25 protein-coding genes are annotated in these 26,366 nt (G+C 42.4%); 6 read left to right on the forward strand and 19 right to left on the reverse strand.

Annotated features, from left to right (window positions below; all coding sequences use genetic code 11):
• Positions 1 to 66: 66 nt before the first annotated feature.
• The 5 genes from nusB to nrdR all read right to left on the reverse strand — a co-directional run bounded on the left by nusB (position 67) and on the right by nrdR (position 3,951).
• Entirely contained in the window at positions 67 to 570 is a 504-nt protein-coding gene (gene nusB, locus V6259_RS11425; protein WP_133012348.1) for a transcription antitermination factor NusB, read from the reverse strand.
• An 8-nt stretch (positions 571 to 578) separates the two neighbouring features.
• Positions 579 to 1,055, reverse strand: coding sequence for a 6,7-dimethyl-8-ribityllumazine synthase (ribH, locus tag V6259_RS11430; RefSeq protein WP_133012347.1), 477 nt, complete (start codon positions 1,053 to 1,055; stop codon positions 579 to 581).
• Between the two features lie 11 nt (positions 1,056 to 1,066).
• On the reverse strand, positions 1,067 to 2,209 hold the full coding sequence (ribBA, locus tag V6259_RS11435; RefSeq protein ID WP_341584609.1) for a bifunctional 3,4-dihydroxy-2-butanone-4-phosphate synthase/GTP cyclohydrolase II: 1,143 nt from the start codon (positions 2,207 to 2,209) through the stop codon (positions 1,067 to 1,069).
• 102 nt (positions 2,210 to 2,311) lie between these two features.
• The gene (gene ribD, locus V6259_RS11440; protein WP_341584610.1) at positions 2,312 to 3,454 is read right to left on the reverse strand and encodes a bifunctional diaminohydroxyphosphoribosylaminopyrimidine deaminase/5-amino-6-(5-phosphoribosylamino)uracil reductase RibD; all 1,143 of its coding nucleotides are present in this window, start codon (positions 3,452 to 3,454) and stop codon (positions 2,312 to 2,314) included.
• Positions 3,451 to 3,951: a transcriptional regulator NrdR gene (gene nrdR / locus V6259_RS11445; protein WP_133012344.1), complete on the reverse strand. Its 501-nt coding sequence runs from the start codon at positions 3,949 to 3,951 to the stop codon at positions 3,451 to 3,453. Before nrdR ends, ribD begins: the two co-directional genes overlap by 4 nt.
• Before the next feature lie 293 nt (positions 3,952 to 4,244).
• On the opposite strand from nrdR, the gene V6259_RS11450 reads away from it, so the two are divergent.
• Both V6259_RS11450 and ettA read left to right on the forward strand, forming a co-directional pair.
• Positions 4,245 to 5,150, forward strand: coding sequence for a DMT family transporter (locus V6259_RS11450; RefSeq protein WP_341584611.1), 906 nt, complete (start codon positions 4,245 to 4,247; stop codon positions 5,148 to 5,150).
• Positions 5,151 to 5,279: 129 nt separating this feature from the next.
• Positions 5,280 to 6,941 carry an energy-dependent translational throttle protein EttA gene (gene ettA, locus V6259_RS11455; protein ID WP_133012342.1) on the forward strand — a complete coding sequence of 554 codons (1,662 nt, stop codon included), beginning with the start codon at positions 5,280 to 5,282 and terminating at the stop codon, positions 6,939 to 6,941.
• 65 nt (positions 6,942 to 7,006) lie between these two features.
• On the opposite strand, the gene V6259_RS11460 is transcribed toward ettA, so the two are convergent.
• The 7 genes from V6259_RS11460 to V6259_RS11490 form a co-directional block, all read right to left on the reverse strand.
• Positions 7,007 to 8,110 carry a hypothetical protein gene (locus V6259_RS11460; RefSeq protein WP_341584612.1) on the reverse strand — a complete coding sequence of 368 codons (1,104 nt, stop codon included), beginning with the start codon at positions 8,108 to 8,110 and terminating at the stop codon, positions 7,007 to 7,009.
• Between the two features lie 105 nt (positions 8,111 to 8,215).
• Entirely contained in the window at positions 8,216 to 8,353 is a 138-nt protein-coding gene (locus V6259_RS11465) for a hypothetical protein (RefSeq protein WP_341584613.1), read from the reverse strand.
• A gap of 31 nt (positions 8,354 to 8,384) precedes the next feature.
• On the reverse strand, positions 8,385 to 8,528 hold the full coding sequence (locus V6259_RS11470) for a type II toxin-antitoxin system HicB family antitoxin (RefSeq protein WP_341584614.1): 144 nt from the start codon (positions 8,526 to 8,528) through the stop codon (positions 8,385 to 8,387).
• Positions 8,529 to 8,616: 88 nt separating this feature from the next.
• Entirely contained in the window at positions 8,617 to 9,990 is a 1,374-nt protein-coding gene (locus V6259_RS11475) for a Fic family protein (RefSeq protein WP_341584615.1), read from the reverse strand.
• A 147-nt stretch (positions 9,991 to 10,137) separates the two neighbouring features.
• Positions 10,138 to 10,803 (reverse strand): DUF2971 domain-containing protein, encoded by a 666-nt coding sequence (locus tag V6259_RS11480; protein WP_341584616.1) that lies wholly within the window; start codon positions 10,801 to 10,803, stop codon positions 10,138 to 10,140.
• 378 nt (positions 10,804 to 11,181) lie between these two features.
• The gene (locus V6259_RS11485; RefSeq protein ID WP_341584617.1) at positions 11,182 to 12,369 is read right to left on the reverse strand and encodes an amino acid aminotransferase; all 1,188 of its coding nucleotides are present in this window, start codon (positions 12,367 to 12,369) and stop codon (positions 11,182 to 11,184) included.
• 64 nt (positions 12,370 to 12,433) lie between these two features.
• Positions 12,434 to 13,378, reverse strand: a complete 945-nt coding sequence (locus V6259_RS11490) for a DMT family transporter (protein WP_341584618.1) — start codon at positions 13,376 to 13,378, stop codon at positions 12,434 to 12,436.
• 158 nt (positions 13,379 to 13,536) lie between these two features.
• On the opposite strand from V6259_RS11490, the gene V6259_RS11495 reads away from it, so the two are divergent.
• The 4 genes from V6259_RS11495 to V6259_RS11510 are packed head-to-tail and all read left to right on the forward strand — an operon-like array spanning position 13,537 to position 18,090.
• Positions 13,537 to 14,019, forward strand: coding sequence for an Lrp/AsnC family transcriptional regulator (locus tag V6259_RS11495; RefSeq protein ID WP_338068573.1), 483 nt, complete (start codon positions 13,537 to 13,539; stop codon positions 14,017 to 14,019).
• 34 nt (positions 14,020 to 14,053) lie between these two features.
• The gene (gene codA, locus V6259_RS11500; protein WP_341584619.1) at positions 14,054 to 15,295 is read left to right on the forward strand and encodes a cytosine deaminase; all 1,242 of its coding nucleotides are present in this window, start codon (positions 14,054 to 14,056) and stop codon (positions 15,293 to 15,295) included.
• Positions 15,296 to 16,690: a DUF2868 domain-containing protein gene (locus V6259_RS11505; RefSeq protein ID WP_341584620.1), complete on the forward strand. Its 1,395-nt coding sequence runs from the start codon at positions 15,296 to 15,298 to the stop codon at positions 16,688 to 16,690.
• Positions 16,687 to 18,090 (forward strand): DUF3482 domain-containing protein, encoded by a 1,404-nt coding sequence (locus V6259_RS11510; RefSeq protein ID WP_341584621.1) that lies wholly within the window; start codon positions 16,687 to 16,689, stop codon positions 18,088 to 18,090. Before V6259_RS11505 ends, V6259_RS11510 begins: the two co-directional genes overlap by 4 nt.
• 628 nt (positions 18,091 to 18,718) lie before the next feature.
• On the opposite strand, the gene V6259_RS11515 is transcribed toward V6259_RS11510, so the two are convergent.
• The 7 genes from V6259_RS11515 to V6259_RS11545 all read right to left on the reverse strand — a co-directional run bounded on the left by V6259_RS11515 (position 18,719) and on the right by V6259_RS11545 (position 26,364).
• Positions 18,719 to 21,343, reverse strand: coding sequence for a P-loop NTPase (locus tag V6259_RS11515; protein WP_341584622.1), 2,625 nt, complete (start codon positions 21,341 to 21,343; stop codon positions 18,719 to 18,721).
• Positions 21,270 to 21,800 carry an SIR2 family protein gene (locus V6259_RS11520; RefSeq protein WP_341584623.1) on the reverse strand — a complete coding sequence of 177 codons (531 nt, stop codon included), beginning with the start codon at positions 21,798 to 21,800 and terminating at the stop codon, positions 21,270 to 21,272. The genes V6259_RS11515 and V6259_RS11520 overlap by 74 nt, the downstream gene beginning before the upstream one ends.
• A 130-nt stretch (positions 21,801 to 21,930) precedes the next feature.
• The gene (locus V6259_RS11525; RefSeq protein WP_341584624.1) at positions 21,931 to 22,332 is read right to left on the reverse strand and encodes a hypothetical protein; all 402 of its coding nucleotides are present in this window, start codon (positions 22,330 to 22,332) and stop codon (positions 21,931 to 21,933) included.
• Positions 22,332 to 22,580, reverse strand: a complete 249-nt coding sequence (locus V6259_RS11530; RefSeq protein ID WP_341584625.1) for a hypothetical protein — start codon at positions 22,578 to 22,580, stop codon at positions 22,332 to 22,334. The genes V6259_RS11525 and V6259_RS11530 overlap by 1 nt, the downstream gene beginning before the upstream one ends.
• Before the next feature lie 22 nt (positions 22,581 to 22,602).
• Complete coding sequence (locus V6259_RS11535) at positions 22,603 to 24,306, reverse strand: ABC transporter ATP-binding protein (RefSeq protein ID WP_341584626.1); 1,704 nt, start codon at positions 24,304 to 24,306, stop codon at positions 22,603 to 22,605.
• An 11-nt stretch (positions 24,307 to 24,317) separates the two neighbouring features.
• Entirely contained in the window at positions 24,318 to 25,415 is a 1,098-nt protein-coding gene (locus V6259_RS11540; protein ID WP_341584627.1) for an ABC transporter permease, read from the reverse strand.
• Between the two features lie 10 nt (positions 25,416 to 25,425).
• Positions 25,426 to 26,364 (reverse strand): ABC transporter permease, encoded by a 939-nt coding sequence (locus V6259_RS11545; RefSeq protein WP_341584628.1) that lies wholly within the window; start codon positions 26,362 to 26,364, stop codon positions 25,426 to 25,428.
• Between the last annotated feature and the right edge of the window lie 2 nt (positions 26,365 to 26,366).

Genomic DNA, 26,366 nt, shown 5'->3' on the forward strand with positions numbered 1-26,366 from the left:
CTGGGGCTATTTGCCATTTCACAATGGCGTTATCTCATTGACTCACATCGCCGAAAAGACAATGTTTTAGCTGTTTCGACGAGCCGCGATTTCTTCACGACGAACGCGTTGTGCTAATTTATCAAGAATACCATTAACGTATTTATGGCTTTCTGATGCACCGAATCCTTTCGCAAGCTCAACACCTTCGTTGATAACAACACGATATGGAACATCCAAACGCTCAGACAATTCATACGCACCGATACGCATAACGGCAAGTTCGATCGAGTCTAATTCGCTCAACGAACGATCCAAAAGCTCTTCGAACAAATCGTCTAATTTTTTTGCACGACTAGTAACGCCTTGCAACAATTCACGGAAATAGGCCTTATCACATTCGCTCATGTCTTGGTCTAGGGTGAATTGTGTTTCGATTTCACTGACAGGTGAATGATTCATCTGCCATTGGTAAATCGCCTGTAGTGCCAAACGACGAGAAGCACTGCGCATTTGAGAACGTGAAGGTTTTTTTACCTTACGTTTCTTCGGTGCCGGATTTTGGTCGTTTGTTGTTTCCACTTCGCTCATTTTTTGCCTCAGTTATCCAGACTACGTAGGACAGCCACGGTTTCTAGGGCAGACAATGCTGCTTCTGACCCTTTATTGCCCGCTTTTGTACCTGCACGCTCAATCGCCTGTTCAATGGTATCTACGGTCAACACGCCGAAAGATACCGGAATACCATATTGTAGCGCTAATTGGCCAAGGCCTTTCACACACTCACCAGCAACATATTCAAAATGTGGCGTACCACCACGAATGACCGCGCCTAACGCGATAATGGCATCGTGCTTTCCTTGGTCAGCCACTTTTTTTACGACCACTGGAATTTCGAATGCACCAGGTGCACGAACAATGGTCAAATCTTCCTTGCGAATACCATGGCGCACTAATGTGTCCACCGCACCTTCTAATAAACTTTCAACGATGTAGCTGTTAAAGCGACCAACAACAAGAGCGAACTTCGCACCTGGTGCTGCGAAGTGACCTTCGTAGGTAGTAATATCGTTCATTATCATCTCTCTTAATCTTGTGTCACGGCTGCTGTATCAGCACCCGGATAAGGAATAAATTCAACCGCTTCTAAATCGAAGCCCGTCACCGAAAATTTCTTCGGTGAACTTAATAAACGCATTTTACGAATACCAAGGTCTCGCAAAATTTGTGATCCAGTACCCACTGTCAAATACGTGCCAGAACCACTTTTATCTGACCCTTTTCCAGCAGGTGGACACAGCGACGCTTCAAAACTGCTCGCTAAATCATTGGTTTTATCTGGGCTGTCGATCAACACAACCACACCTTTCCCTGCTTTACCTATGTATTCAAGTGACTTACTCATCGACCAACGAGGCTCGTCTGACTCACTAAGAATCCCTGCAAAATCACGCGCAGGATCGGCCACATGAACGCGAACCAAACTCGGTTCATCATCACTAATTTCGCCTTTTACAAAAGCAAGGTGAGATAAGCCCTGAACGGTATCACGATAGGTAATCAGATTGAATTCGCCCGCCTCTGATTGCACAGTACGTTCGTTTTCACGAACCACTGTGGTTTCATTCAGCGTACGATAATGTATCAGGTCGGCGATTGTACCAATTTTTATGCCGTGTTTCTCGGCAAACTTTTCTAAATCTGGTCGACGTGCCATTGTTCCATCATCATTGATGATTTCAACGATGACAGAAGCGCCTTCATAACCGGCCATACGAGCCAAATCACAACCTGCTTCAGTATGCCCTGCACGACTTAATACACCACCAGCACGCGCCATCAAAGGGAATACATGACCGGGCTGAACAATGTCTGATGGTTTCGCATTCGCCATCACTGCACGCTTCACGGTTAACGCACGATCTGCGGCTGAGATCCCCGTCGTTACGCCTTCTGCCGCTTCAATCGATAGCGTGAAGTTGGTCGCATAAACCGTACCATTATCATTGACCATCAAAGGCAAATTCAGCTGCTTACAACGCTGTGGCGTTAACGTCAGGCAAATTAGCCCACGCGCGTTAACCGCCATAAAGTTAATGATTTCTGGAGTAATGCATTCTGCTGCAACGATTAAATCGCCTTCATTTTCACGATCTTCATCGTCCATCAAAATAACCATTTTACCTTGACGGAAATCACCTAAAATTTCATCTACACTGTTTAACGCCATCTTAATCTCACTTCTTGTTATATAAGGACAAGTGTCAGGACAAGCTCATTGTGAATACTACGCGTCGTACTTTATCTTTTTCATCGTATTAGAAATCTGTTTCTATGCGTCGTCTTCATAATGATCTAAATATTTAGGAACATAAACTAAGCGAAGGTCTTGACCGACTTGACGCACGGACGTTAACTCTAAATCCAGCGCTTCGCCCATTTGATCCAACGGCAGCTGAAACATTGGTCTAGCAGTCGAACCAAGCAGTTTTGGGGCCATGTAAACGACAATTTCATCGACCAAGCCTGCTTGTATAAAACCACCGGCTAATTCGGCTCCAGCCTCAACCAACACTTCATTAATCCCAGCATCGGCCAATTGTTCCATGGCATTCAATAAATCCAAACGACCATCTTCGCCACGAGGTGCAAAACGAATATCTACGCCTTTTTCTTGCAGCACATCAAGATGCTCAGACTCCACTTCTTCTTCCACGACAAACACACAAGCTTGATGGCTTGGGTAAAGAATTTTAGCTTCTGGAAGAATAGACAGCGCCGTATCCATCACTACACGAAGTGGTTGACGAACATTTTTGGCTTCTGTTGGTTGATCTAAATGATCAATGCGCACTGTCATACTTGGGTTATCAGCTAATACCGAGCCAATACCCGTTACAATGGCATCACTCTGCGCTCGTAAACGCTGCACATCTTGGCGCGCTGCAGCACCTGTAATCCACTGACTTTCGCCAGATTCCATGGCGGTGCGACCATCAACACTCATCGCCAGCTTCACTCGAATAAACGGTAGTCCTTCGCGCATCCGCTTAACAAAACCGGGGTTTAGCGCTTCGCAATCCGCTTCTAACACAGGCCCAACAACCTCGATGCCTGCTTTATCCAATTTAGCCAACCCTTTCCCTGACACCTCAGGATTAGGGTCTTGCATACCAAATACGACTCGTGCGACACCCGCCTTGATCAGTGCATCAGCACAAGGCGGCGTTTTGCCTTGATGGCTGCATGGCTCTAATGTGACGTACGCCGTGGCACCCGTTACATCTTGGCTCGCATCCGCCAGGGCATTTACTTCCGCGTGACCTTCACCAGAGCGTTCATGGTAGCCTTCGCCGATCAATTCATCGTCTTTCACGATCACACAACCCACTCGTGGGTTTGGGTGCGTGGAGTACAGGCCTTTACGAGCCAGTTGTAGCGCTTTTGCCATCCAGTGTTCGTGATTATAAGTCATGATTTATTCTCTTCGTTCAAAACGGGCAATGGTGCATCGTCATCTTTATTGCTTTCTAGATGATCAATAGCATCGCGGAATTCACTAATGTCTTTAAAGCTTCGGTACACGGAAGCAAATCGAACATAGGCAACTTGGTCAAGGCGCTGCAATTCTTCCATCACTGCTTCGCCAGTCCAGCGGGACGGTAACTCGCGTTCGCCTGTGGCTTGCATTCGTTCCATGATGCGAGTAATTGCGGTTTCAACTGCCTCTATACTGACTGGGCGTTTTTCAATGGCTTTTAAAATACCACTGCGCAGTTTTTCTTCGTCGAACAATTCTCGACTGCCGTCGCTTTTAATCAGCTTAGGCATTTGCAGTTCAGCCACTTCGAATGTAGTGAAGCGCTCCTGACAATGGCTACAAGCACGACGACGGCGCACTTGAGAACCTTCAGAGACGAGGCGGGAATCAACAACTTTGGTATCTTGCGTTCCGCAAAATGGACATCGCATGGCATTTCCAGAATGACGGTAAAAAGGGTAATAAAAGCCAATTAAACGACTCTATTTTCTATCAATAATAATACCAATCTCATCTAAATATAGCTACCAAGTGGTACCCGCCCAACGCACCATAAAATGATTTAGATCACAGGGCATGAGGCTAAGTCATTTACCTGTCTTCACTCTTTATTAAGAATCAATAGATTTATAAACCAAGACCTTTGTACAATGTAAAAAACGCGACTAAAACAACAAAAACGGTCAAAAAAAGACCGAATAAGATAAATATATAAGGATATAAAATGCCTTTCGCAGAATTATCAGGGCTCGTGGCAGCGCTTTGCTGGACAATATCTAGCTTGCTGGCACCTAAACTAATTCAACGTTTTGGAACCATGCGTTTTAATACTTTTCGAATCGTAACCGCCAGTGCTATTTTGCTCTTCATCAGCGTCATAACACACCGTTTTGATCCCTCTTTATGGGCACATAAAAACGCCATCATGCTGTCTGGCATATTAGGGATTTTCCTAGGCGATACGTGTTTATTCAGTGCGGTGCATCGTCTTGGCCCCAGACGAGCGGGTATTCTTTTCGCCACCAATGCGCCTATCGCCATCCTACTGAGTTGGTTGTTTTTAAACGAATCACTCACCTTATGGCAACTGTTCGCCTGCGCGTTAGTGCTCATTGGTGTGGTCATTGCGATTCTTTTTGGCAAACGCCAACAAACTCACGACTGGGAACAAACCAAAGGCCGTTTAAGTGTCGGTATCCTGATGGCATTAGGCGGTGCATTAGGCCAAGCCAGTGGCGCCTTGCTAAGTAAACCCGCGCTGCTTGATGGCGCAGACCCCATCGCCGTATCGGCATTACGAGTGTCCACCGCCGCTATCGCCCTCATTCTTGCTTATGGGCTCTATTACCGTCATCACTTACCCGTAAGCGCCACGCCTTTTCAGAACCTCACCAGCAAAGATTTTATGGGATTAGCCACCATTGCGGTGGTCGGTATGGTGATTGGCATGAGCGTTTTGGTCTGGGGAATTGGCCACGCCGACGTGGGCCTAGTAACCACGTTATCGGCCACGGTTCCTGTATTAATTTTACCTGGACTATGGATTACCACCCGACAACGACCTTCGGGTGGCGCTTGGCTAGGCGCAAGTTTAGTTGTTATGGGAGCCGCGCTGATTATTCTTCATTAGGGTCAGCTGTGCTATCCTAAGGGCACTTTGTTTTGTCATCGCCCCTCGCTTTTTATTGGTTCATTAGGGCAAAGAAAAACGAGGCGCTTTCACTTATTTACTCATCTACTTCAGGAAATTAACTCGCTTATGGCTCAGTTTGTTTACAGCATGAACCGCGTAGGAAAAGTCGTACCTCCTAAACGCGAAATTCTTAAAGACATTTCTCTTTCATTCTTCCCAGGCGCTAAGATCGGTGTATTGGGCCTTAACGGTTCTGGTAAATCCACCCTGCTTCGCATTATGGCCGGTGTAGACACTGAGCATAATGGTGAAGCTCGCCCGATGCCCGGTATCAAAATCGGCTACTTGGAACAAGAACCTCATCTTGATCCAACAAAAAACGTTCGCGGCATTGTAGAAGAAGCTTTTGCTGATGTTATTGAAGCAATGGCTCGCTTAGATGCAGTTTACGCAGAATACGCAGAACCCGATGCAGACTTTGACGCCCTAGCAAAAGAACAAGGCCAGCTTGAAGCTTTGATCGAAGCCAAAGAAGGTCACAACCTAGAACGTGCGCTAGAAGTCGCGGCGGATGCCCTTCGTCTTCCTGACTGGGAAGCCAGTGTAGAACACCTTTCTGGTGGTGAACGTCGTCGTGTTGCACTGTGTCGTCTATTGCTAGACAAGCCAGACATGATTCTTCTAGACGAACCAACTAACCATTTGGATGCAGAATCTGTTGCTTGGTTAGAGCGCTTCTTGAAAGATTATCCCGGTACCGTTGTGGCGATTACCCATGACCGTTATTTCCTAGATAACGCCGCCGGCTGGATTCTTGAATTAGACCGTGGTCACGGTATTCCATACGAAGGTAACTACTCTTCTTGGCTGGAACAAAAAGACGCTCGACTACAAACCGAAGCGAAGCAACAAGCCTCTCATCAAAAAGCCATTAAATCTGAGCTTGAGTGGGTTCGTCAAAACGCCAAAGGTCGCCAGTCTAAATCGAAATCTCGTCTTGCTCGCTTCGAAGAAATGAGCTCGAAAGAATTCCAAGATCGTAACGAAACCAACGAATTGTACATTCCACCAGGCCTTCGCCTTGGCGCGAAAGTCATTGAAATCGAAGGCGTTAGCAAAAGTTTCGAACACAAGATGCTACTAGAAGACTTCAATATGGTCGTACCACAAGGTGCTATCGTAGGTGTGGTCGGCGGTAACGGCGCGGGTAAATCAACCTTGTTCAAAATGATTGCTGGCCTAGAACAACCAGACACAGGCACAGTCACTCTTGGTGAAACTGTACAACTGGCTTACGTGGATCAAATGCGTGAACTAGACGGCGAACAAACCGTTTTTGAATCCATCGCTGACGGCCAAGACATGATCACGGTGCATAACTATAAAGTTCCGTCTCGTGCTTACATCGGTCGCTTCAACTTCAAAGGGTCAGATCAACAAAAACTCGTTAAGCACTTGTCTGGTGGTGAGCGTAACCGTTTGCACCTTGCGAAATTGCTTAAAGAAGGCGGCAACGTATTGCTACTGGATGAGCCGACAAACGACCTTGACGTAGAAACCTTACGTGCACTAGAAGATGCGTTACTTGCCTTCCCCGGCGCTGCCATTGTTATTTCCCATGACCGTTGGTTCCTTGACCGTATCGCAACACACATCCTTGCTTACGAAGGCGATTCAAAAGCGGTATTCTTCGAAGGTAACTACGCAGAATACGAAATCGACCACAAGAAACGCACAGGCAACGAAGCCACACCAACACGTATCAAATACAAACGTATTGATGCTTAATATGAGTTAGCTGCACCAAGCATCATCTCGTTTTATGTAAATTTGACGAGATGATGTAACTAACATCACATCATATCCTTTGCAATCTGTTTCAGCTTATTTTTCGCGTAAGAAATCCTTTTCCGATTACCATTTTGTAATAGCTTTATTTTTTTATTTACAAAAATCTTTTGTTCTTTAGTTAAATAAGATAGATCTCTTTTAAGAAAGTCATTTACCCACACCTGCCATTCATAAACATTTATGAGCAACCTAATTTCAAACTCTATAGGGTAATAAACACCATCAAGAGGCACCTTTATATTGTCACCAGACTTATACTCAACTAGTTTTTCCCCTTTAACCTCATATATATTACCAATTCCTTCCTGATAATCTATAGCATGTTCTTTAATATATGGATTTTTATATTTATTAGAAAGTTCACTAACCAGCTCTCTACCGAACATTGGCTGAGCATATAAAACTCCTAATTCTTTTATTCTTTTTCTTATTATGGGATTAGAAACCCTACAAGTACCATTTTCAATATCAACTCTAAGCATATCACTATTTCTATCTAACGAAATTTTACTAGGATAGGGAAAACCAACTCGTCGAGACAATAAGAAATAAGATGAGATATTAGTAAAACATACACCATTGACCATCATGCTAAATACCGATGGTTCATTCATAAATAAATACGTATCAGTACCTTGAAAACTAAGGTGTAGCTTATCACTTTTGTATTTCTCAATAATCAACACTCTATCAAATTGACCAACTCTTTTATTAATATGAAAATTTGGTTCCAACTTCTCAAAAACATTTTCTTCATCTTTCAGTTTGTCTAATGTTGCTAAGCCAAGCCAGATACCGACCCTTACTTTATCAAACCAATCAAATAGCAATGAAAGTTTTTCTGTAGGAATAGAACGTCCATTAATTACATTTTCAAATATATTTTTTGCTTTCCGTTCTAGATCAGAATATAAATTATTACAATTTTCACATGCTGGGAAAACAAATTGGTCGTATGAAAATCGACGTGGACCACCTTCTTTATTGAATCCGAAATTAGCTATCCTTTTGGGATCACCAGTTAAATTAATCAACCAATCAGGAATAACATGTTCTTTTGTTTTTGATTCAGGTTTATTTCCACAAAAAACACAAAATTTTGCCAATCAATTCTCCTCAGCAACATAGTAACTTTAATTTCAATGCTCTTTTTTCTTCACGAGAAAAAGTACTTTAGACTCAGTACCTCTGGGTTTACTTTCGCCCTACCCCTACTTTTCACAGCCTTGTTTATAGCGTTTAACTTTGGAACATAAGATATCAAACTGACGCATGGTGATTTTATCAATCGCACCTGCTTCCTTAAGGCCTTTGGCTGTTTTATGAACAGACTTTAAAATATCACTCATGACTAGGTATCCTTCGTTTAGCCTAAAAAAATTAGGTTAACTGTAGCACTTTCTTCGACGCTTCTGCCAAGAACCCTAAACGGGACTTGTCTTCTGGATCAGCCGCCACCACTTTGTCGATCTTGCTAATTAATAAGTGCGGTAAGGTAACATTGACCTTCTCGCTATTTGCCAAGCAGTTGCGTGATATCTACACCGATCACTGCTTACATATCAACATCATCAACTCGCATTGAACCATCTCCCTGCTATTCATACCTAAATTATTTTCGAACAGCCTTCCATGATTTAACCAGTTCTTTTTGGTCGATCATTTTGTACACCCATTCACGACCATCTTTTTCTTTCTTAAACAGCTCTAGTTCAACCAAACCGTTTAATGTCGTCGCCGCAGTATTGTACGAACAACCAAGATTATCTTTCACATTGTTGATGGTGAAAGAAACGGCTCTTTCGCTTTTTGCCACTTGGAAAACGGTCTGTTGTTTGTCCGTCAATTTACGATACAAGCCTGAATCCCAAAGCCATCTATGAAAGATGTCCATTTGCTCAACTGACTCTTTATAAGACGCTTTAAATTTATTAATTGCCCGAATAATGATGCGGCATTGATGGTCAATAAAGTAAGTCAAATCCATGTCATCTGTTTCAGTATAAAGGTAGCTTTTACCGTATTGCACCGGGGCTTCTTTCAATAACAAGCTGATTGCAATGTAACGAAACGCAGCAAACTCATTTTTAAACATGTACCAATAAAATAATGCTCTGGCGACACGACCATTTCCATCATGGAAAGGGTGTTCATAACCAATACGAAAATGCAGCGTAATGGCCTTTACCAAAGGATGGATGTAATCCGAACTCTCTGCATTGTGGTGTGACTCATTAACCCAGTTTACTAACGTATTAAGCCGAGTAGTCAAATGTTCTGCTTTTGGCGGCGTGTGAACTACTTCGCCATCATTATTCTCTACAACCACATCATCAGTAGTGCGAATCACGCCCGGTTTATACTTTTCATCTTCAATTCCTTCTACACCAATTTGATGAAGCTCCTCTATAAACTCAACAGAAAGGTCTTTATTTCTATGCTCCCACGCAAACTTCATCATCCTGAAATTGCCGAGAATCATTTTCTCATCAAGGCTTCTGGGCTTTCTCGCCCGTTTTAGCATATCTTTTGCTACTTTCGTCGTTGTCGCGGCACCTTCTAGCTGACTACTGCTAATCGCTTCATTTTCTATAAGGTCATTTAGCAAATAATCTAAATGCTTGTGCTCTCCAATCTTGTTACACATCCATTCAAGTGCCGCAGTTGTGGTATTGCGATCCGTTTCACTAATGGCTTTTTGAATTGTTGGAGTAAGGTAAAAGCCAGGCACGTTTCCCACCCTATTTTTCCCACTCAAATAAAGAACATGCTTCTGCTTATTTCTAGCCTCTTTCACCAGTGACCATATCACTGAAAGGTCTAGTTTTTTGGGTAAACGGTGCTTAAGTTCATCAAAATGAAAGTACCGCCCTTTGCTATCTACTGGGTTCATATACTCCATATGATCTGCAAACATTTCTGCCGATTGACTAGCAAGATACTGTGTTGGATTTTTTACCAATTCTTTAGGCGGTGAAGCAATCATGGCTATCTCAAAAACAAGAGTAATTGAGATAAAGATAACAAAGAAATATATCGCTGTCTCAAAAACATAGATTTTTGAGACAAATATAGTTTGGGGAGCACAAAACCTCAAACTTCCGCATGATGGTTTTATCAATTTTTGATGGGGTTAGAGGAAGAATTTTCCGATTTGGATCTTAAAACTGTCTTTTTGTACGTACGCGTATTCCACTTTGTTTAACAGTCCTAAATTTCCGAGAACACTCAGTAAGACGGTTTCATCACAGCTCTCCATCCGCTCGCCGATGATGATTTTAGATAAGGACTTTTTATCATATTGTAGAGAGTCGGATGTTTCCGTTATAAAGCGATATTCCCGCTCATTTTCAAATTCTTTCGGCTTTTGAAAAAAGAGGTTTCGATACATGTTTTTATCGCGTAACACGTCATGATCAGCACCTGGTGGCGACGCCAACCCATGGTCGCCAGACAATGGATCTAACAAGGTTCTACCAGATTGATAATGCACATCATCATTGAATAATACGGCATTTTCTATGCTTGAAACAAAACTATCAAAACTAAAAACCAAACAGAAACCTTTCAATTCATTGCCGTAATGCGCCCACATAAAAGGGGAGTTTTCTATTTGAGAAGGTTCTCCTTTCGTCATGCTAAGAATGCCAAATTTTTTTAAATCTTTACTGTGCCCTTCTAAAGCGAACATACCTTCTGTTGGGTCATTTAACTGATCAGTTCTGGCAAAATACAGGCTATGTTTGATTAACCCTTCTAACGAGAGGTTATTGATCGTTTGAAACTTATATAGATTCATCAAATACTCCATCGATAACGTTTGGCATACTAGGCAATCACATCGATTCCTTTTTCAGCCAATGACAGTATTTTCAGCACAGCCTCTTTGGGGCAGCGTTCGCCTTGCTCCCATTTTTAACAAGCTTGTCGTTGACGCTTAGACATGGACATCAAACTTACGCATGGTGGTCTTGTCTACCTCGTCTGCTTTGTTTAGCTCTTTGGGTAGTATTCAAACAACACTCAGAACATCCTGCACTCTTCTTCCAACAGTTTCACGGTAACGCAATTTCCTAGTGGAAACAAAAAAACCGCTTACTTTTAGGTAAACGGTTGTCAGGAAACATCTGCAGTTATGCTCACTGGTCAATGTAACCAAAGCAGTCTTATCGCAAACCTATCGAGCCATGACGCTTGTTAAACATTCTGCTAGGTACTCGACATCACGCTCTTGCAGTCCGGCTAAGTTCATTCGCCCTCCTCCGACAAGGTAGACGGCATGATCTTCTCGCAAACGCTTTAGCTGGTCGTCATTGGTACCAATGACGGAGAACATGCCTTGATGCTGCTCAATGAAGTCAAATTGGTGGGTGCCGGTCTGGCTTCTTAGCGCGCTTGCTAGAGAGGTTCGTACGCTCTGAACACGCTCCCTCATCTGAGTCACTTCTGTTAACCACTCCGCTGTTAATGAGGCGTCTTCTAAGATGGTGCGAACAATAGCGGCACCATGATCTGGTGGCATAGTGTAAGTACTTCGAGCGCATTCCATAATTCGACTTTTGATGCATTCACTCTGGGCCAGCGAGCTGGATGCAATCACGGCGATACCAGTACGTTCACGATACAAGCCAACGTTTTTAGAGCACGAACTGGCGACTAAGTACGTAGGCACTCTCTCTGCTAAATAACGAAAACCAGCCACATCTTCTTCCATGCCACGCCCAAAACCTTGATAAGCGATGTCAATAAAAGGCAGAAAGCCTTGGGCATTTGTCATATCTGTTATCGTTTGCCAAGCGGCATAGCTTAAATCCGCGCCAGTTGGGTTGTGACAACAGCCATGCAGTAGCACGACATCATTTTTGCCTAATTTAGCGATGGTATCCAACATAGCAGGTTCATTGACTGTTTTGGATATGGTATCAAAATACGGATAATAGGCGACGTTAAGGCCCGCCGATTTCATTATAGGCGCATGATTAGCGTAACTTAAATCACTCAACCAAACAGTGGCATTAGGGTTCGTAAGCGCAATAACATCGGCCAATAATCGCAGAGCCCCACTTCCTCCAGGTGTTTGCACACCCACGACTTCTGTGCGTGTTGAGTCACGACCTAATAACAAAGTTATCATGGCATTATTAAAGCGCTCGCAGCCTGCTAGACCGACATAAGCTTTGCTGCCTTGAGTCGCCAACAACTGCGTTTCGGCCTTTTTAACGGAACTTAATACCGGTGTGACTCCCTGTTCATTTCGATAGACGCCAATACCTAAATCCAATTTCTTAGCTCGTGGGTCCTGCTGACAAATGAATGACTGAGATAAAATAGGGTCTTTCGCGGCAGGAAGAAGATCTGCAAACATAACGTATATATCCTTAGATTTTAGAGACGAGACAGCACAAAAAATGACAGTTAATGCCAATGAGCTAGCGCGAGATTTTCACAATACCGCTTGCCAACACCACCCCGACACTGACAAAACACAGGCCGAGTATCGCAGCAAAGCCAATGGCTTCGTGGAGCAAAGGAATGGCCAACAAAGACGCTAATACGGGCGTTAATGCTCCCATTGCCGCCGTTCTTTCAGCTCCCAGTAAGTTAATAGCGTAGCCGTAGCTAAACCCAGTTAATAAACCAACTAAGAGAGACTGTACAAAAAACTGCCCCGCTAATTCACTAAAACTGACCTGATTCATCCCTGACGAGACAACACCCGTTACCAGCAGCATAAATAAAATAACAGTCGACACTAACCCAAGCAGACCCGTTGCCGCTAACGGAGGCAAACCAGCAACACGTAAACTGATGGTATAAACAGCCCAAAAGAAACTGGCGCCAATGAACAACAAATCCCCTTTCCATACATCCCCACTTAACGACAACATAGACAGCACAACCAATGCCACCACGCCAATTAGAATCAGCATCAGCCCTACAAAACGAGGCCGACTAAGGCACTCTTTAAACACCAGTACGGCAATAGCAGAAACGAATAAAGGAAACATACCAGGGATTAATAATCCGGCATGAGAAACAGGGGCAAAGTGCATCCCCGCCGAACTAAGAAAAAAGAAAGGCACACCCGCACCAAGCGTAATGCCTAATAACGTCCACTTAGGCACCTTTACTAGCAAGCGGCGAGAGCGAAATAAAAACGGAAATAACACTAAAGCAGGAATACCATAGCGCATCAGCGCTAAATCAAATGTTGTCAGTGCGGACTGTGACCCCATTTTTACACTGACAAGCCAGCTCGCCCAAATACACGCGGTAATAAACGCCGCCAATAAACCAACTTTAAAAGCCGTTCCCGTTGCAATGTGACGATAACTTGATTCTGTAGATGGCTGAGGATGTGTTAACTCTGACATGGTCTATTCCAACAAAATACGTGTTTCATTAATGAGAGTTCATGAACAGTATTATGAACAAAGACGCGAGGACATGTCCTTGCTATTATCTCCCTAAATAATGCTTTTATTAGCACAATATATTAATTAAATAACGATAATCATAAAGGTATGCCAATTTGGATATTAACAAGACAGACTCTCAAATACTCACCCTTCTTCAGTACGATGGTCGGCTCAGCAATGTCGAGCTAGCAGAACAGATTAATCTATCTCCCTCGCCTTGCCTTCGTCGTGTTAAGCAAATGGAAAGTAAAGGATTGATACAAGGTTATAGAGCCACCTTAGATCGCGTAAAAATTGGCTTTTCGATGACTGTCTTTATTGAGGTCAGCCTGAACAATCATTCGGGAAGCGCCAGCAGTGCCTTCGAAGCCAGCGTACTGGCGATGCAAAATGTAATCAGCGCCTATTTAACCTCTGGAGCCGCAGATTACCGCTTAGAAGTGGTTGCTGAGGACCTACCGGATTACGAGCGAATCCTGAAAGAAGTTCAAACACTCCCTCACGTCAAAGACATTCACAGTAACTTTGCCATTCGCGCGATTAAGACCGCTGCGCCTTTGCCTTTAACAAAAGCATCAGGTAAAACAAAGGCATAGTCTGAAGAAAACGCTGTCGTATAGGAGTCTGGATATGAGAATAATCAACGCGCGATTAAGGCACAAAACCGAGTGGTACACCGTTGAGATCGAAAACGGTGTGTTTGCTGCGATAACTAAGCAGGATACGACGGTCATCAAGAGTGCTGACGATATTGATGCCCATGGTCAGTTACTCTGTGCGCCGTTTGTTGAACCTCATATTCATTTGGATGCCGCTCTCACCGCAGGCGAGCCGGAATGGAATCGTAGCGGCACCTTGTTCGAAGGTATTGAGCGTTGGTCACAGCGCAAGCCCATGCTTAGCCGCGACGACATTCGCCAGCGCGTAAAACAAACTTTGTCGATGCTGATAGACAATGGCGTACAGCACATTCGTACCCATATCGACACTACTGACCCTTCTCTTATTGCCATGCGCACCCTCTGTGAATTACGCGATGAGCTAAAAGAGACACTGGATATTCAAGTGGTCGCCTTTCCACAAGAAGGCATTCATTCTTACCCGAATGGCGAAGCCTTGATGGAAGAAGCCATGCAGATAGGCGCAGACGTGGTCGGCGGGATTCCACACTTCGAATACACTCGTGAACTGGGTGAAAAATCGGTAAAAACCTTGATTCAACTGGCGCTAAAGTACGATCGTTTAGTCGATGTGCATTGTGATGAAATCGACGATCCTAACTCACGATTTTTAGAATTTCTCGCGCACGAAGCCATGCAAGCTGGTATTGGAGACAGGGTCACAGCCAGTCATACAACGGCGATGCATTCTTACGATAACGCCTACTGTTCGAAATTATTTCGTTTGCTGAAACATTCTGGCATTCATTTTGTGTCTTGTCCCACCGAAAGTATTCATCTACAAGGTCGCTTTGACGCTTACCCAAAACGTCGCGGCTTAACTCGTGTTAAGGAGCTCAGTGAGGCGGGTATGAACGTTGGTTTCGCGCAGGATTCTATTTTCGACCCATGGTACTCACTCGGTAACGGCAAACTACTGCGCTCATTAGATTTTGGTTTGCACATCTGCCAAATGATGGGCCACGACGATTTTGTTCATGCGTTGGATTTTATTACCGACAACAGCGCCAAGTTGATGCAGCTTAAAGAGTACGGAATTGTCAAAGGCCATCCAGCCAATGCCATTTTGTTAAGCGGTGAAGACGATTACAGCGTACTGCGCAATCAAGGTGAGGTATTATTAAATATGCGTCATGGTAAAATTCTGATGCAACGTCAGCCTTCCACCGTTACTCAACGAGTCAGTTTGTAAATGTCTTTATCGTCTAAACAAAAACAAGATCCGCTTGATGCATCAAAAGTAGGCATTTCACAGCGCGCACAGTTATCCATTGCCGCTTGGCTAGAATCCAATACTGAGTTTCGACTGCCTAACCGAGCGGCGAATCTCAAGAGTGCGCTGCAATCCTTAAATACCGTACCGCCGAGCAAAAGCTACCTTGCCCAAGCCGCACAATTAAAACGCTACTTTGTCCGTGGTCTATGCGTTATTTTTGCGCTAACGTTTGTGCTTGGATTATTAGCGGTTCCTCCTGCTTTTGCGGTCTCGGCATCCGGTAAAGTGAATATTTTCTGGCTCTTAATTGTTATGTTGGGCTTTCATGGGCTCAATCTCGTCATCTGGTTCATTGGCATGTTAGCGCTGGGGCGTAACACTAGTCACTCTAAAGGCTTTCTTCTTAATACGCTGATATTCGTAAATCATAAGATTAGTAAGCATTCACATATCAACACGGATGCCAGCTCGGCATTTTGGCACTGGCAATGCCCTGCTCATTCAAATCGCTGGTTATTGAGTGCTATTTCACACACCGCTTGGCTCAGTTATTTATTCGCTGGCTTTTTAATGACCCTATTATTACTACTCACAAACCAAGTGAATTTTGTCTGGGAAACCACCTTATTAAACGATCAGCAATTTCTTTGGCTAACCCAGCAATTAAGCGTTTTACCTAGTCTACTTGGCATTACTGTGCCGAACCAAGTGGACATTCTCGCCAGCCGTGTAGATATCATTTCGCAAACCGCCAGCACCAGACAACATTGGGCGAGCTTACTACTCGCCAGTTTAATGCTATATGGCGTAGCGCCTCGTCTGCTATTGAGTCTGTTCAGTGTTGCTATGTATCGCCTTAAACGCCTGACCTTGCCAAAAACAACGCAAGAACACGCTATCGAGCGACGTTACCAAGAGCAATCTAGCAGCCAGATACTTGATAAAGAGAAGTTCAATAAAGAACAGCGAGCTCATCAGACACAAGGCCCAAATAACCAAAGCGACTTAACGCCAATAAGTAATAATGCTCTCAGCCAAGTTTGGGGGTTGTTTGAATGGAGCCAAGCGGTACCGCAATGTCTCGCTGGAACGACGACGTTGACCACGCTCAACGACGCGGCACAACAACAGACCTTTTTAATCGCCCAGTACTCGCAGCCTGTTTATATTTTGGTGGATGGCGAACACAGTCCAGACCGTGGCTCACGACGATTCTTATTAAACGCGGTAATATCATACCCTGACCTGTCTTTAGTGATCGCCAATGGACAAAAGGCACCGTTTGCTAATGACTGGCAGCGCACAGGGCTGGAGTCCGGCATTAATCCAGACCATTTTTTCGCCTTGTTGGATGATAAGGACATACTGTGACAATTTCTCTTTTAGTCGTTGGTCATGCCAATACAGGCAAAACATCACTGGTTCGTACTCTGCTCCGCCAGCAAACATTCGGTGAAATCAGCAATCAAGCGGGTACCACACGCCATGTGGAAAGCGCAGCCATCAAGTTACACGGCAAAACGCTACTTACTCTGACCGATACGCCTGGTTTTGAAGATTCCATTGGTCTTTGGGAAACACGCCAACAAACTCCTTTTAATCAATACCAAGGCTCTGATTGGATCGCCCCTTTTTGCCAAAGCCATTTAGCACAAGATGTATTTGAGCAAGAAGCGAAGATCCTGAAGCAATTGGATCGCTGCGATATTATTTTGTACGTGATTGATATTCGCCAAGCGCCTTTGGGCAAGTATCTCGACGAGCTCACGTTGCTTGCCAGCGCCAGTAAACCTATCGTACCGATTCTAAATTTTAGCGCCGCTCCTAGTTCACACTTAGAAGCATGGCGAAAAATATTAGCAGAGCGTCACCTTCATGCGGTGGTGCGCTACGACTCTGTCGCGTTTTATTTTGAAGATGAAAAACGTCTTTATCAAAGTTTGCAGAGCTTGATGCCAGATCACTACGACGACATCGAAGCCTTATTAACAACACGTGAAGCCGCCGCTCAATCACGACAAAAAGCGGCCATTGAAGCGCTCGCAGACTTACAAATCAACGCGGCCAGCAGCCGAAAAATATGTAAAAAACACCCGCCAGAGCACGTTGAAGTAAGCGCATTCGAAGCGCATATTCGTACACTAGAAAGTCAATTCATTCGATCGTTACTGCAGCTCTACGAGTTTCGAAAAGAAGATGTATTACCAGATAGTTTTTCTATTCAAAGTGGTGAATGGCAACAGGATATTTTCGCCTTTGATACACTCAAAGAATGGGGACTAAACACTGGCGCCAGTGCCATGACAGGCGCAGCAATTGGGGCTGGCGTCGATGTGATGACTGGCGGTTTATCCCTTGGAGCGGCTACCGCAATGGGCGCAATTTTAGGCGCTTCCTGGCAAACCGGCCGACACTACAAAGACACATTAAAAAGCAAACTGACTAGGCGTCATTACCTCTGTGTCGACCCTGCGACATTAGGTGTCTTGTGTTTGCGAGGGTTGGCGCTCATTACTCACCTTAACCAACGCGGCCATGCCTCTCAACAAGCCTATACTCTTGGAAAACACAGTAAAGACGACCAATCTAATGAGAATAAAAAATCTGAAGAGAGCATCAAAACACTCATTCATGATTTGAAACCTTTATGGAAAAGCGCACAACAGCACCCTGAGTGGAGTGATCAAACATTAGCCCCTTCACAACCTGTTAAACAACAAATCATAACCGTATTGAAAGCTCACGGTCATGACCTAAACAAACAGAAATAACAGAAAGTTGTCTCTGTATGCTATTGAACAGCATCAGAGACAAATTGTTCCAAAAAATATTGCATTACGCATACTTCAGTCACAGTCTAATTGATATTATTTTCATTACTAAAAAAAGTACATCTAACTAAATGTTAGATTGAAAAGTTAGAGAATACATAGATAACGAGGGTTACAGAGCGATTTCTAACTTTTTTCTAAATATCTAAATTTTTCACTAATTTTGATCATTAGATTGCAATGCAAGTACGATTAAAAGTTAGATGCGACCACGGTTGATTTATCTAACTTTTAGTCGTTCTGGTAAGGCTCATAACTTGATTCCTTCAATGTGTCGTCAATAAAATTGCCATGATAACGCGGTTGCAGAAAGCTTTTTTGCCACTTGCAAGAAGCGAGTAACAAAACGAAAGATCTATATAACACGAGAAGAAACGAAAGGTGAGATATTTAATTTTATTGAGATGCTCTGCAATCCAATAAAATGTCATTCCGCACACCAAATGTATACCTATCTACAGTTACACTGTGAAATCAAAATCACTAAAGAATTTGATTTCACATAGTAACCATGCTCCTTCATCTTTTTCTGGCCCGTGAAATTCTTCCCTGTGGCCTTTCTACATTTCTACAAATATAATGCGGCGGCACCCGCAAAAGTAAAACCAAGTTTATAGCAAATGTCACTCCCTTCTTTCAATGAGCTAAACTTGTCTGAGTCACAGTTTGACTCATGAAGAAAATGGCTACCTTTATATCCGGTACTCTCTATAAGAGCATAGGTATGTTCTTTTTTTACAATTTTTCCAATCAGTTTTAGATCCCCTTGGCTGTCTTGTACTATTCCCCTAACTTGATGTTTGCTTTCGGGTTTCATTCGAACTGACTTTAGTTTTCCAATCAGCTCAATATACTCTCCATAGGAATTATTGAGGTAAAGTTGGCGTGCGTACCAAAGCTGATTGAAATGGTTTGTATCTCCATCTGTAAAAGACCGTTTTAGATGATACTCAGCTCCTATTAGATCTTCAGGAAAATAACGAACTAGAAGCATCCCTATTTTAGCATGAGCCAATTTATCAGAGGGTCGGCATTCGATTACCTGCTCTAAAACTTTTTTAGCTTCCTCAAAGAGCCCTTTTTCGATATAAATATTACTTAGGCTAGTTGCTATGTAGCTATTTGAATTATTCTTCGAAAAAGCTTTTTTTAGGGTTTCAAATGCCCTTACATTATCGCTCAATAAACGCGCTAGCTTGACTTCATCGTTGAGTAGAATTTCGTCATCTGGATACTTCTGAAGGGAGTCACTTAGAGATTTTTCAGCTTTTTTTACAGCTTCGGTAATTAGCTCTTCATCTTCGCTTTCAATAGCATTTTCAAGTTTAGCTAAAGAAACTTTTACTAATGTATCATATCCATGAGAACTGGTTGAATTACTTCCAGTGTATGTTGAAGCTAATGAGTTAGCTTTATTATAATGTCTTTCTCTTTCTAGGCCTGTTGTTACAGATGCTCTTATTAACTCAAGATCTGCTAGTGTGTGTTTAATGGTAGTATTGTATGGGCCAAATTTTTGAGCTAAATACAACAACTCTTCTGCTTCTCTATATTTTTTCCGCACTGAACGCATATAAAAAATTGCTTTTTGCTGGTAATAATAGTCATCATCTCCACAGATAGTGTATGCAACATTATAAATATTCTCAATGAGATCTAAATCAGAGAATATTTCTGAAAGGGAGCGATACTTAATGAATTCTCTAAATGCTGTCCTATCAGGACTGTAGCCAATGTCCAAAGCGTGTAGAAGCGAAATTAGGTTATCGTACCTATCTGTTTCAGACGTTAAAGCGTGAGTGTAGACCATTTCTGCTATAAGTTGATGTCGAGCTACATAGGCACGATCATAGGCTGGCTGGAAGTCTGTTATCTGTACTACATTCTCTAGTGGCAAGAAAAAAGATGAATTAAATTGATCAAATGAAACACCATGAACTCGATTAATTATTCCTGCCCGTACAGGGACATTCAACCGATTCATAATACATACTGTACGATAGATTAATTGGGCTTTTTGAGGCACGATATTATCATATTCATCTTCAATAATCTTGGCAAAAGATTTCGCTGTTGTTACCTCGTGTAAGGCAACAAGAAGTTGTCTCCCAGCAGTTTCACTAAATGCCTTAACCTGATCTTCACGAGATTTATCTTTTAAAACACCTAGACAATTGTACCTATTTAATTTATCAATTAGTTGATTAATTTCACGTATTCCAAGATACCTAACTTCAAATTTATCATTCAGAAATCGATGAATGGCAGCACACTCTGTATTCCACTCATTATTTCTTTCGGCAATTATTATTGTTACCTTAGATTTTGATTCCGACAACTTATTTATCAGCAACAGAATGTCTGGGACATGTGAGACGGCTTTATCGATGAATAAGAATATACGCTCGTTAATTTTTTCTGCTATCTCAATGATTGAGTTATAACTAATTTTTTCCTCACTGCTCCAGAACAAACAGACTTTACCGTAATCAATCGTTGAGTCCCAAGCGATCCGTTTCATAGCTATAGATTTGCCAGAGCCAGCGCTTCCTGTTATCAAATATACTTCGACAGTCCCATTGCGCTCATCTTCTTCACACAGTATTACTTGCGAAATAATCTCATCGGAAATCGTCCTTGAAATATCTAAGTCTTCTTGTATGGGAGACCAGTCCCTTGAGTACCCATGATAGAAAAGCTCAGGTCTGCTTTTTTCCGACGACATTCCAGAACGTACTAATTGCAAATGAGATTCTAAAACAGCCAAAGACTGACTGGTTATCTTGTAATCATTTTTTTCAAAAAAACGTTCGATTTCATGATCTTTTTGACGGGGTTCAAACTTCCTTTCAATTTCTGATATATCTTTAGCAAGTTCATTGAGAAAAGCTTCAAACGTACCTTTTATTAAACTAATTTTCCGACCCTCCCAAAGTCGATAGTGCATGTCCGAAAATTCAAGTATCAAGGCATAGTATCTTGGACGACTTTTAGTGATTGAGCTAATTTCAGTAAGTATTTGTCTTATATCGGCATCCTCAAGGCTATGTCCAACAAATAAAATTGTATAATTTGTACCCATATCCTTTAATCGTTCAAAGAGTACCTCTCTTTTTTCTCTATGGGACACGTATTGGTCTGTTGTTAAAATTAATGGAGGATCTTGTCTCGCTAATTTTAGTAATACAGCCATGGAGTTTTACATAAGGTAAATCAGAGCTCGTTGCTATAAGTGAATCAATACGGTCTGTCGAACTATAAATAGGAACTAATTTCTTAGGTGCATCTCCTACTTTTGAGTAAGCTTTTTCTATGATCAAATCGTAGTTAGTTGAGTAGATACTTTTCCAGCGAAAAAGAGAGATTTTTAGATGAAAGTCAGCGGGTTCAAAATCTTCAAAGAGCTTTTTGATAAATATTTGTACAGCTATAGGGTCATGTTCTGACATTGCAAGTTCTGAAACAGTAGCAAGAGAGAAACTCTTTGCTTCTCCACCTAAAAATCTATCAGAAAGTTTTTCTATCAAACTAGAAACACCATACATAGCGTTGCCAGCACAGTCTGTTGCACCCATTGATGCACCAGCACCTAGAAAAAGAACAACATTTTCCCTTTTGATTTCTTCCACCAAACTAGGACTAATCTTCATCCATGCTACCTTTTATTAGGGCTATTAAAGCTCGATTTAAGCAAATTAGCCGAGATTGTTCTATTTATCGGCTACCGGTTTTGATTTATTAAAACTCTACATTATTAGCAGTTCACACAATTTAAGAATCTTATTTGGTGAATGGTCTCACGTTAGATAGCTGCTTCCTAGTTGCGGTCTTGTGTCGATGTAATTCCCATGTCAACTGAGCCACTGACGTTGCCATCACAGCCATTTCTTGTTTTAACTGCTCATTTTCAGCATTTAAACGCTTTTTGCTATTTTCTAGTGTATCGCTCTTTTTCTTATCTGAAAGCTTTTTACGTACTGCGATGTTAGCCTTTTTAGCCACTTCTGGGTTTGGGTGGTATCGCCCCTTCTCTGCCATCACCATTTCTAGGATTGCAGGGTGATTTTTACATGAGCCATTGCCAACACCAGCCCGTTTTTCTACTGCAAAAGGGCTGATTTTCTTACCTTCTTTTTTAAGGTTATCAAATGCCTTTAGCAGTTTGGCTCTTACATCTGTCATTACAAACCTCCAAGCTCGAATCGTTCAAATGCTATGTTGTGGTCATTCATAACTTTCTCAGCAGAGCGAATGTCAGTGAGTTCGCGAGCCAATGTATTTTGGTTGTAGAACCCCATCTCTTTCATTTGCTGAATTTTAACCGCAATATGTTTGCGCCTTTCTTGCCAGCGTATGGCCTCATCATGGTTGATGTTGAGGTTTTCACAATCTCGACCAATACAAGTTGAGGCTTCAAACAAGTGGGTCATCTTGCAATAACTAATAAATTCATTAGGTGAATGTAAAAAAGCCATCAATAAGAGGTGATTTTGGAACGCTAGCAATAAGCTTTTTAGTGTATTCATGTTGCGGATTCTCATAAAGCCTATCAGCATCACCCATTTCTACTACTTTCCCTTCTTGCATTACCATTATCTGATCAGATATATGCTTAACGACGGATAAATCATGAGAGATAAACAAATATGAAATCTGAAACTCGTCTTGTAAATCTTGTAGAAGGTTAAGAACCTGCGCTTGAACAGAAACATCCAAAGCAGAAACCGATTCATCACAGATCAAAATATCAGGCTGCAATGTTAAACAGCGAGCGATAGCAATACGTTGACGCTGCCCTCCCGAAAATTCATGGGGGTATTTATTAAATGCATTAGACTCAAGGCCCACTTTATCTAATAACGCCTGCGCCAGTTCTTTGCGCTCTTGTTTACTTTCACCTATATGATGAAGCAACATGGGCTCCATCAAAATCTGTCCAACCGTAAACCTTGAATTGAGTGATGCATAAGGATTTTGAAAAATAATCTGAACACGACGTTTCAAGGGTTTAAACACATCGCTTGGCATTTTCAAAATATTTTTTCCTTCGAAATACACCTCGCCCGAGGTAGATTCAAGTAAGCGCATAATAATATGTCCTACCGTCGATTTTCCAGAGCCCGACTCCCCCACAATCCCTAATGTCTTTCCTTTTTGTAATTGAAACGAGACACCATCAACCGCTTTTAAATCTATATGGCGAAATAATCCTGTTTTGATTTGAAAATACTTACAAAGATTTGTCGCCTCTAGGATGACATCACCACCGTCTTGATAACCTCGAAGACGATTAAGAGGCGCTTTATAAGCTTCATCTTGGAGGAAATCATCTATTACAGCCAAGCGTTCTGGGCGATGCGTTAAGCTAGGGCGGCAGTTCAACAAGGCTTTTGTATAAGCATGTTTAGGATGGCTAAATACGTTATTAATTAGGCCGGTTTCACAGATTTCTCCATGACGCATGACTATTACTTGATCCGCAAACTCGGCGACTACGCCAAGATCATGAGTAATAAATAATACGGACATTGCTCGCTTTCTCTGCATGTTAGCAATCAGATCTAATATCTGTTTTTGAATAGTGACATCTAATGCCGTAGTGGGTTCATCTGCAATCAATAATTTAGGCTCACAGGCAATCGCAATAGCGATCATTACGCGCTGCTGCTGCCCTCCAGACAATTCGTGCGGATAGGCATAAATACGATTCTCTGGGTTCGGTAAACCGACTTCGGTTAATAAATCGATAGCCTTTTTCCTAGCCGTCTTTTTGCTCATTGATTTATGTTCTCGCAGCGTTTCTATGATCTGGTCACCAATAGTAAACACCGGATTCAACGAACTCATCGGGTCTTGAAAAATCATTGCGATATCTGCTCCACGCAAACGGCGAAGCTCTTGTCTAGACATATCTAAGACAGATTTACCATTAAATTCGATACGACTTTCTTCAGCTATCCGAGTATTAGACTCTGGTAATAAACCCATTAAGGCTGTTGATGTAACTGACTTTCCAGAGCCAGATTCACCAACAAGCGCTAATACTGTATTGTTCGGGATATCAAAACTGATGCTTTTTAGGGCTTCAAAGTAGCCGCCATCTTCTAATTTAAAGTCAATTTTTAGATTACTAACGCGGACCAATGGAGTATTCATATTATTCCCTACTAATTCACTTTTGGGTCTAAAGCATCACGTAGACTATCGGTTAATAAACTAAATGCTGTCACCAGCACAGACATGAACACTGTCACTGTCAGCATTTGCCACCAATAACCTTGGATCAATTCCGAAGGAACTTCAGCTAACATGGCTCCCCAGCTCGTTTGTTTAATGCCCACGCCAAAACCCAAGAAAGATAACACCACCTCAGACTTAATCATTCCAACAGTCAAAATAGAAAATTGAACCAGTAGAATGTGGCTTACATTAGGTAAAATATGAATAAACATTTTCCGGGTTTGACCTGCACCGATCGCATCCGCCGCCTTGATGTAATCTCGATCTTTGTGTTTCATGAATTCCGCTCTCATGAGTCGAAACACATAGGTCCATGATGTAACGGCAAAAATCAGTACTAAGGTTCCAATACCACGAGAAAATACGGCGGCGAAAGACAGTAATAAAAGCATGTCAGGCACTGAGGTAAAAATGCTATAAAACCACATCAATACATCATCTACCCACTTACCAAAATAACCGGCAATAGCGCCTAAAATTGTCCCGATCAAAATCGAACAACACGCCCCCAGTAAAGCAACTGAAACAGACACCGACGTTCCTTTAAGGGCTTTTTGAAAGACGTCTCGACCTTGTCCATCTGCACCTAAAAATAACGTTTCAGACTTTTTCACTGCCACTGTTGTGTATTTTTTCTCGTTAGAATTAGCCTCGGCCATTAAAGCGGCTAATGGGTCATTTGCACCATCATCCGCATCATTTTCAACTCCACCCGTTTTAGCGGTACTTGAATTGTCCGCCGTTACAGCGTTAATTTGAGTACCTCGTGGCTCCCATGTTGCAAAAGTTGGTGGTGCGTGAGGAACTGCCACGTCGGCTCGCCAATTACTACCAACAAGGCCTACCCAACCAGCAGCACAAAGCAATAAATAGAAACAGACAATCGCTAAACTGATCATGCCAACCTTGTCTCTTTTTAAGCGCTTCCACGCAAGAGAAGACAAGCTTTGAGTAGGAATGTCTGTAGATTTACTAGAAATATCAACCGTGTCATAGTTATGTGCCACGCTCTTATCATTCACCATAATTCATCCCTTAATTCAGTTTCACGCGTGGATCAATCCATTTGTAAAGCAAATCAGCCAGTAAATTAAACACCATAATGGCAATAACCAGATAAATAGTAATTGCTTTAATAACGGGGAAATCACTGGAATTCACGGCTTTTAAAATTTCGTTGCCTAACCCGGGAATACCAAAGAAACGCTCCATTAGAACAGAGCCGGTAATCATATATGGCAAAGAAGACATCACCCCTGTAACAATAGGAATTAAGGCATTTCGCATAACATGCTTCAATACGACTTTTTGCTCAGATAAGCCTTTGGCTCTAGCAGTACGAACATAATCGCTATTCATTTCTTCAATAAAGCAACTTCGATAAAATCTTGTATCTGGGGCCATACTTACCGTTAAGCCAATAATAAGCGGAAGAGGAATATAAATGAGAAAGTTCTGCCAGAAGCTATCGCCCCAACCATAGACTGGAAACCACTGCATTTTATAAGCAAGGAAATATTGGCCTGCAATAATGTAGACCAAGATACTGATAGACATTGCAATGGTAGACAAAATCGTGACTGCTCGGTCATAGATACTGCCTTTGTAGTAAGCAACAGAGGCGGCAAATAATAGTGAGAAAAACAAAGAACAAATCTGCCAGCTCAATAACAACATGACTGATGGTCCAATACGAGTACTAATAATCGTTGATACTGGCTGCTGGGTAGACCAAGATGTTCCGAAATTCATTGTGATAACTTGCTTTACAAAAATCCAGAACTGCATAGGCAAGCTTTTATCTAGGCCTAACTGTGTTCGAATACTCGCCAGAGTATCGGCACTAAGGCTCTTGCCCGCTAAAATATAAGAAGGATCCCCCCCTACAAGGGTGTAAAGAATAAAAAGTAAAAGCATTACTCCTAGCAAGGTAGGAATCATTTGCCATAGTCGGCGTAAAATATAAGACAGCATAG

This window comes from Marinomonas sp. TI.3.20, from assembly GCF_038155025.1.
Classification (GTDB): domain Bacteria; phylum Pseudomonadota; class Gammaproteobacteria; order Pseudomonadales; family Marinomonadaceae; genus Marinomonas; species Marinomonas flavescens.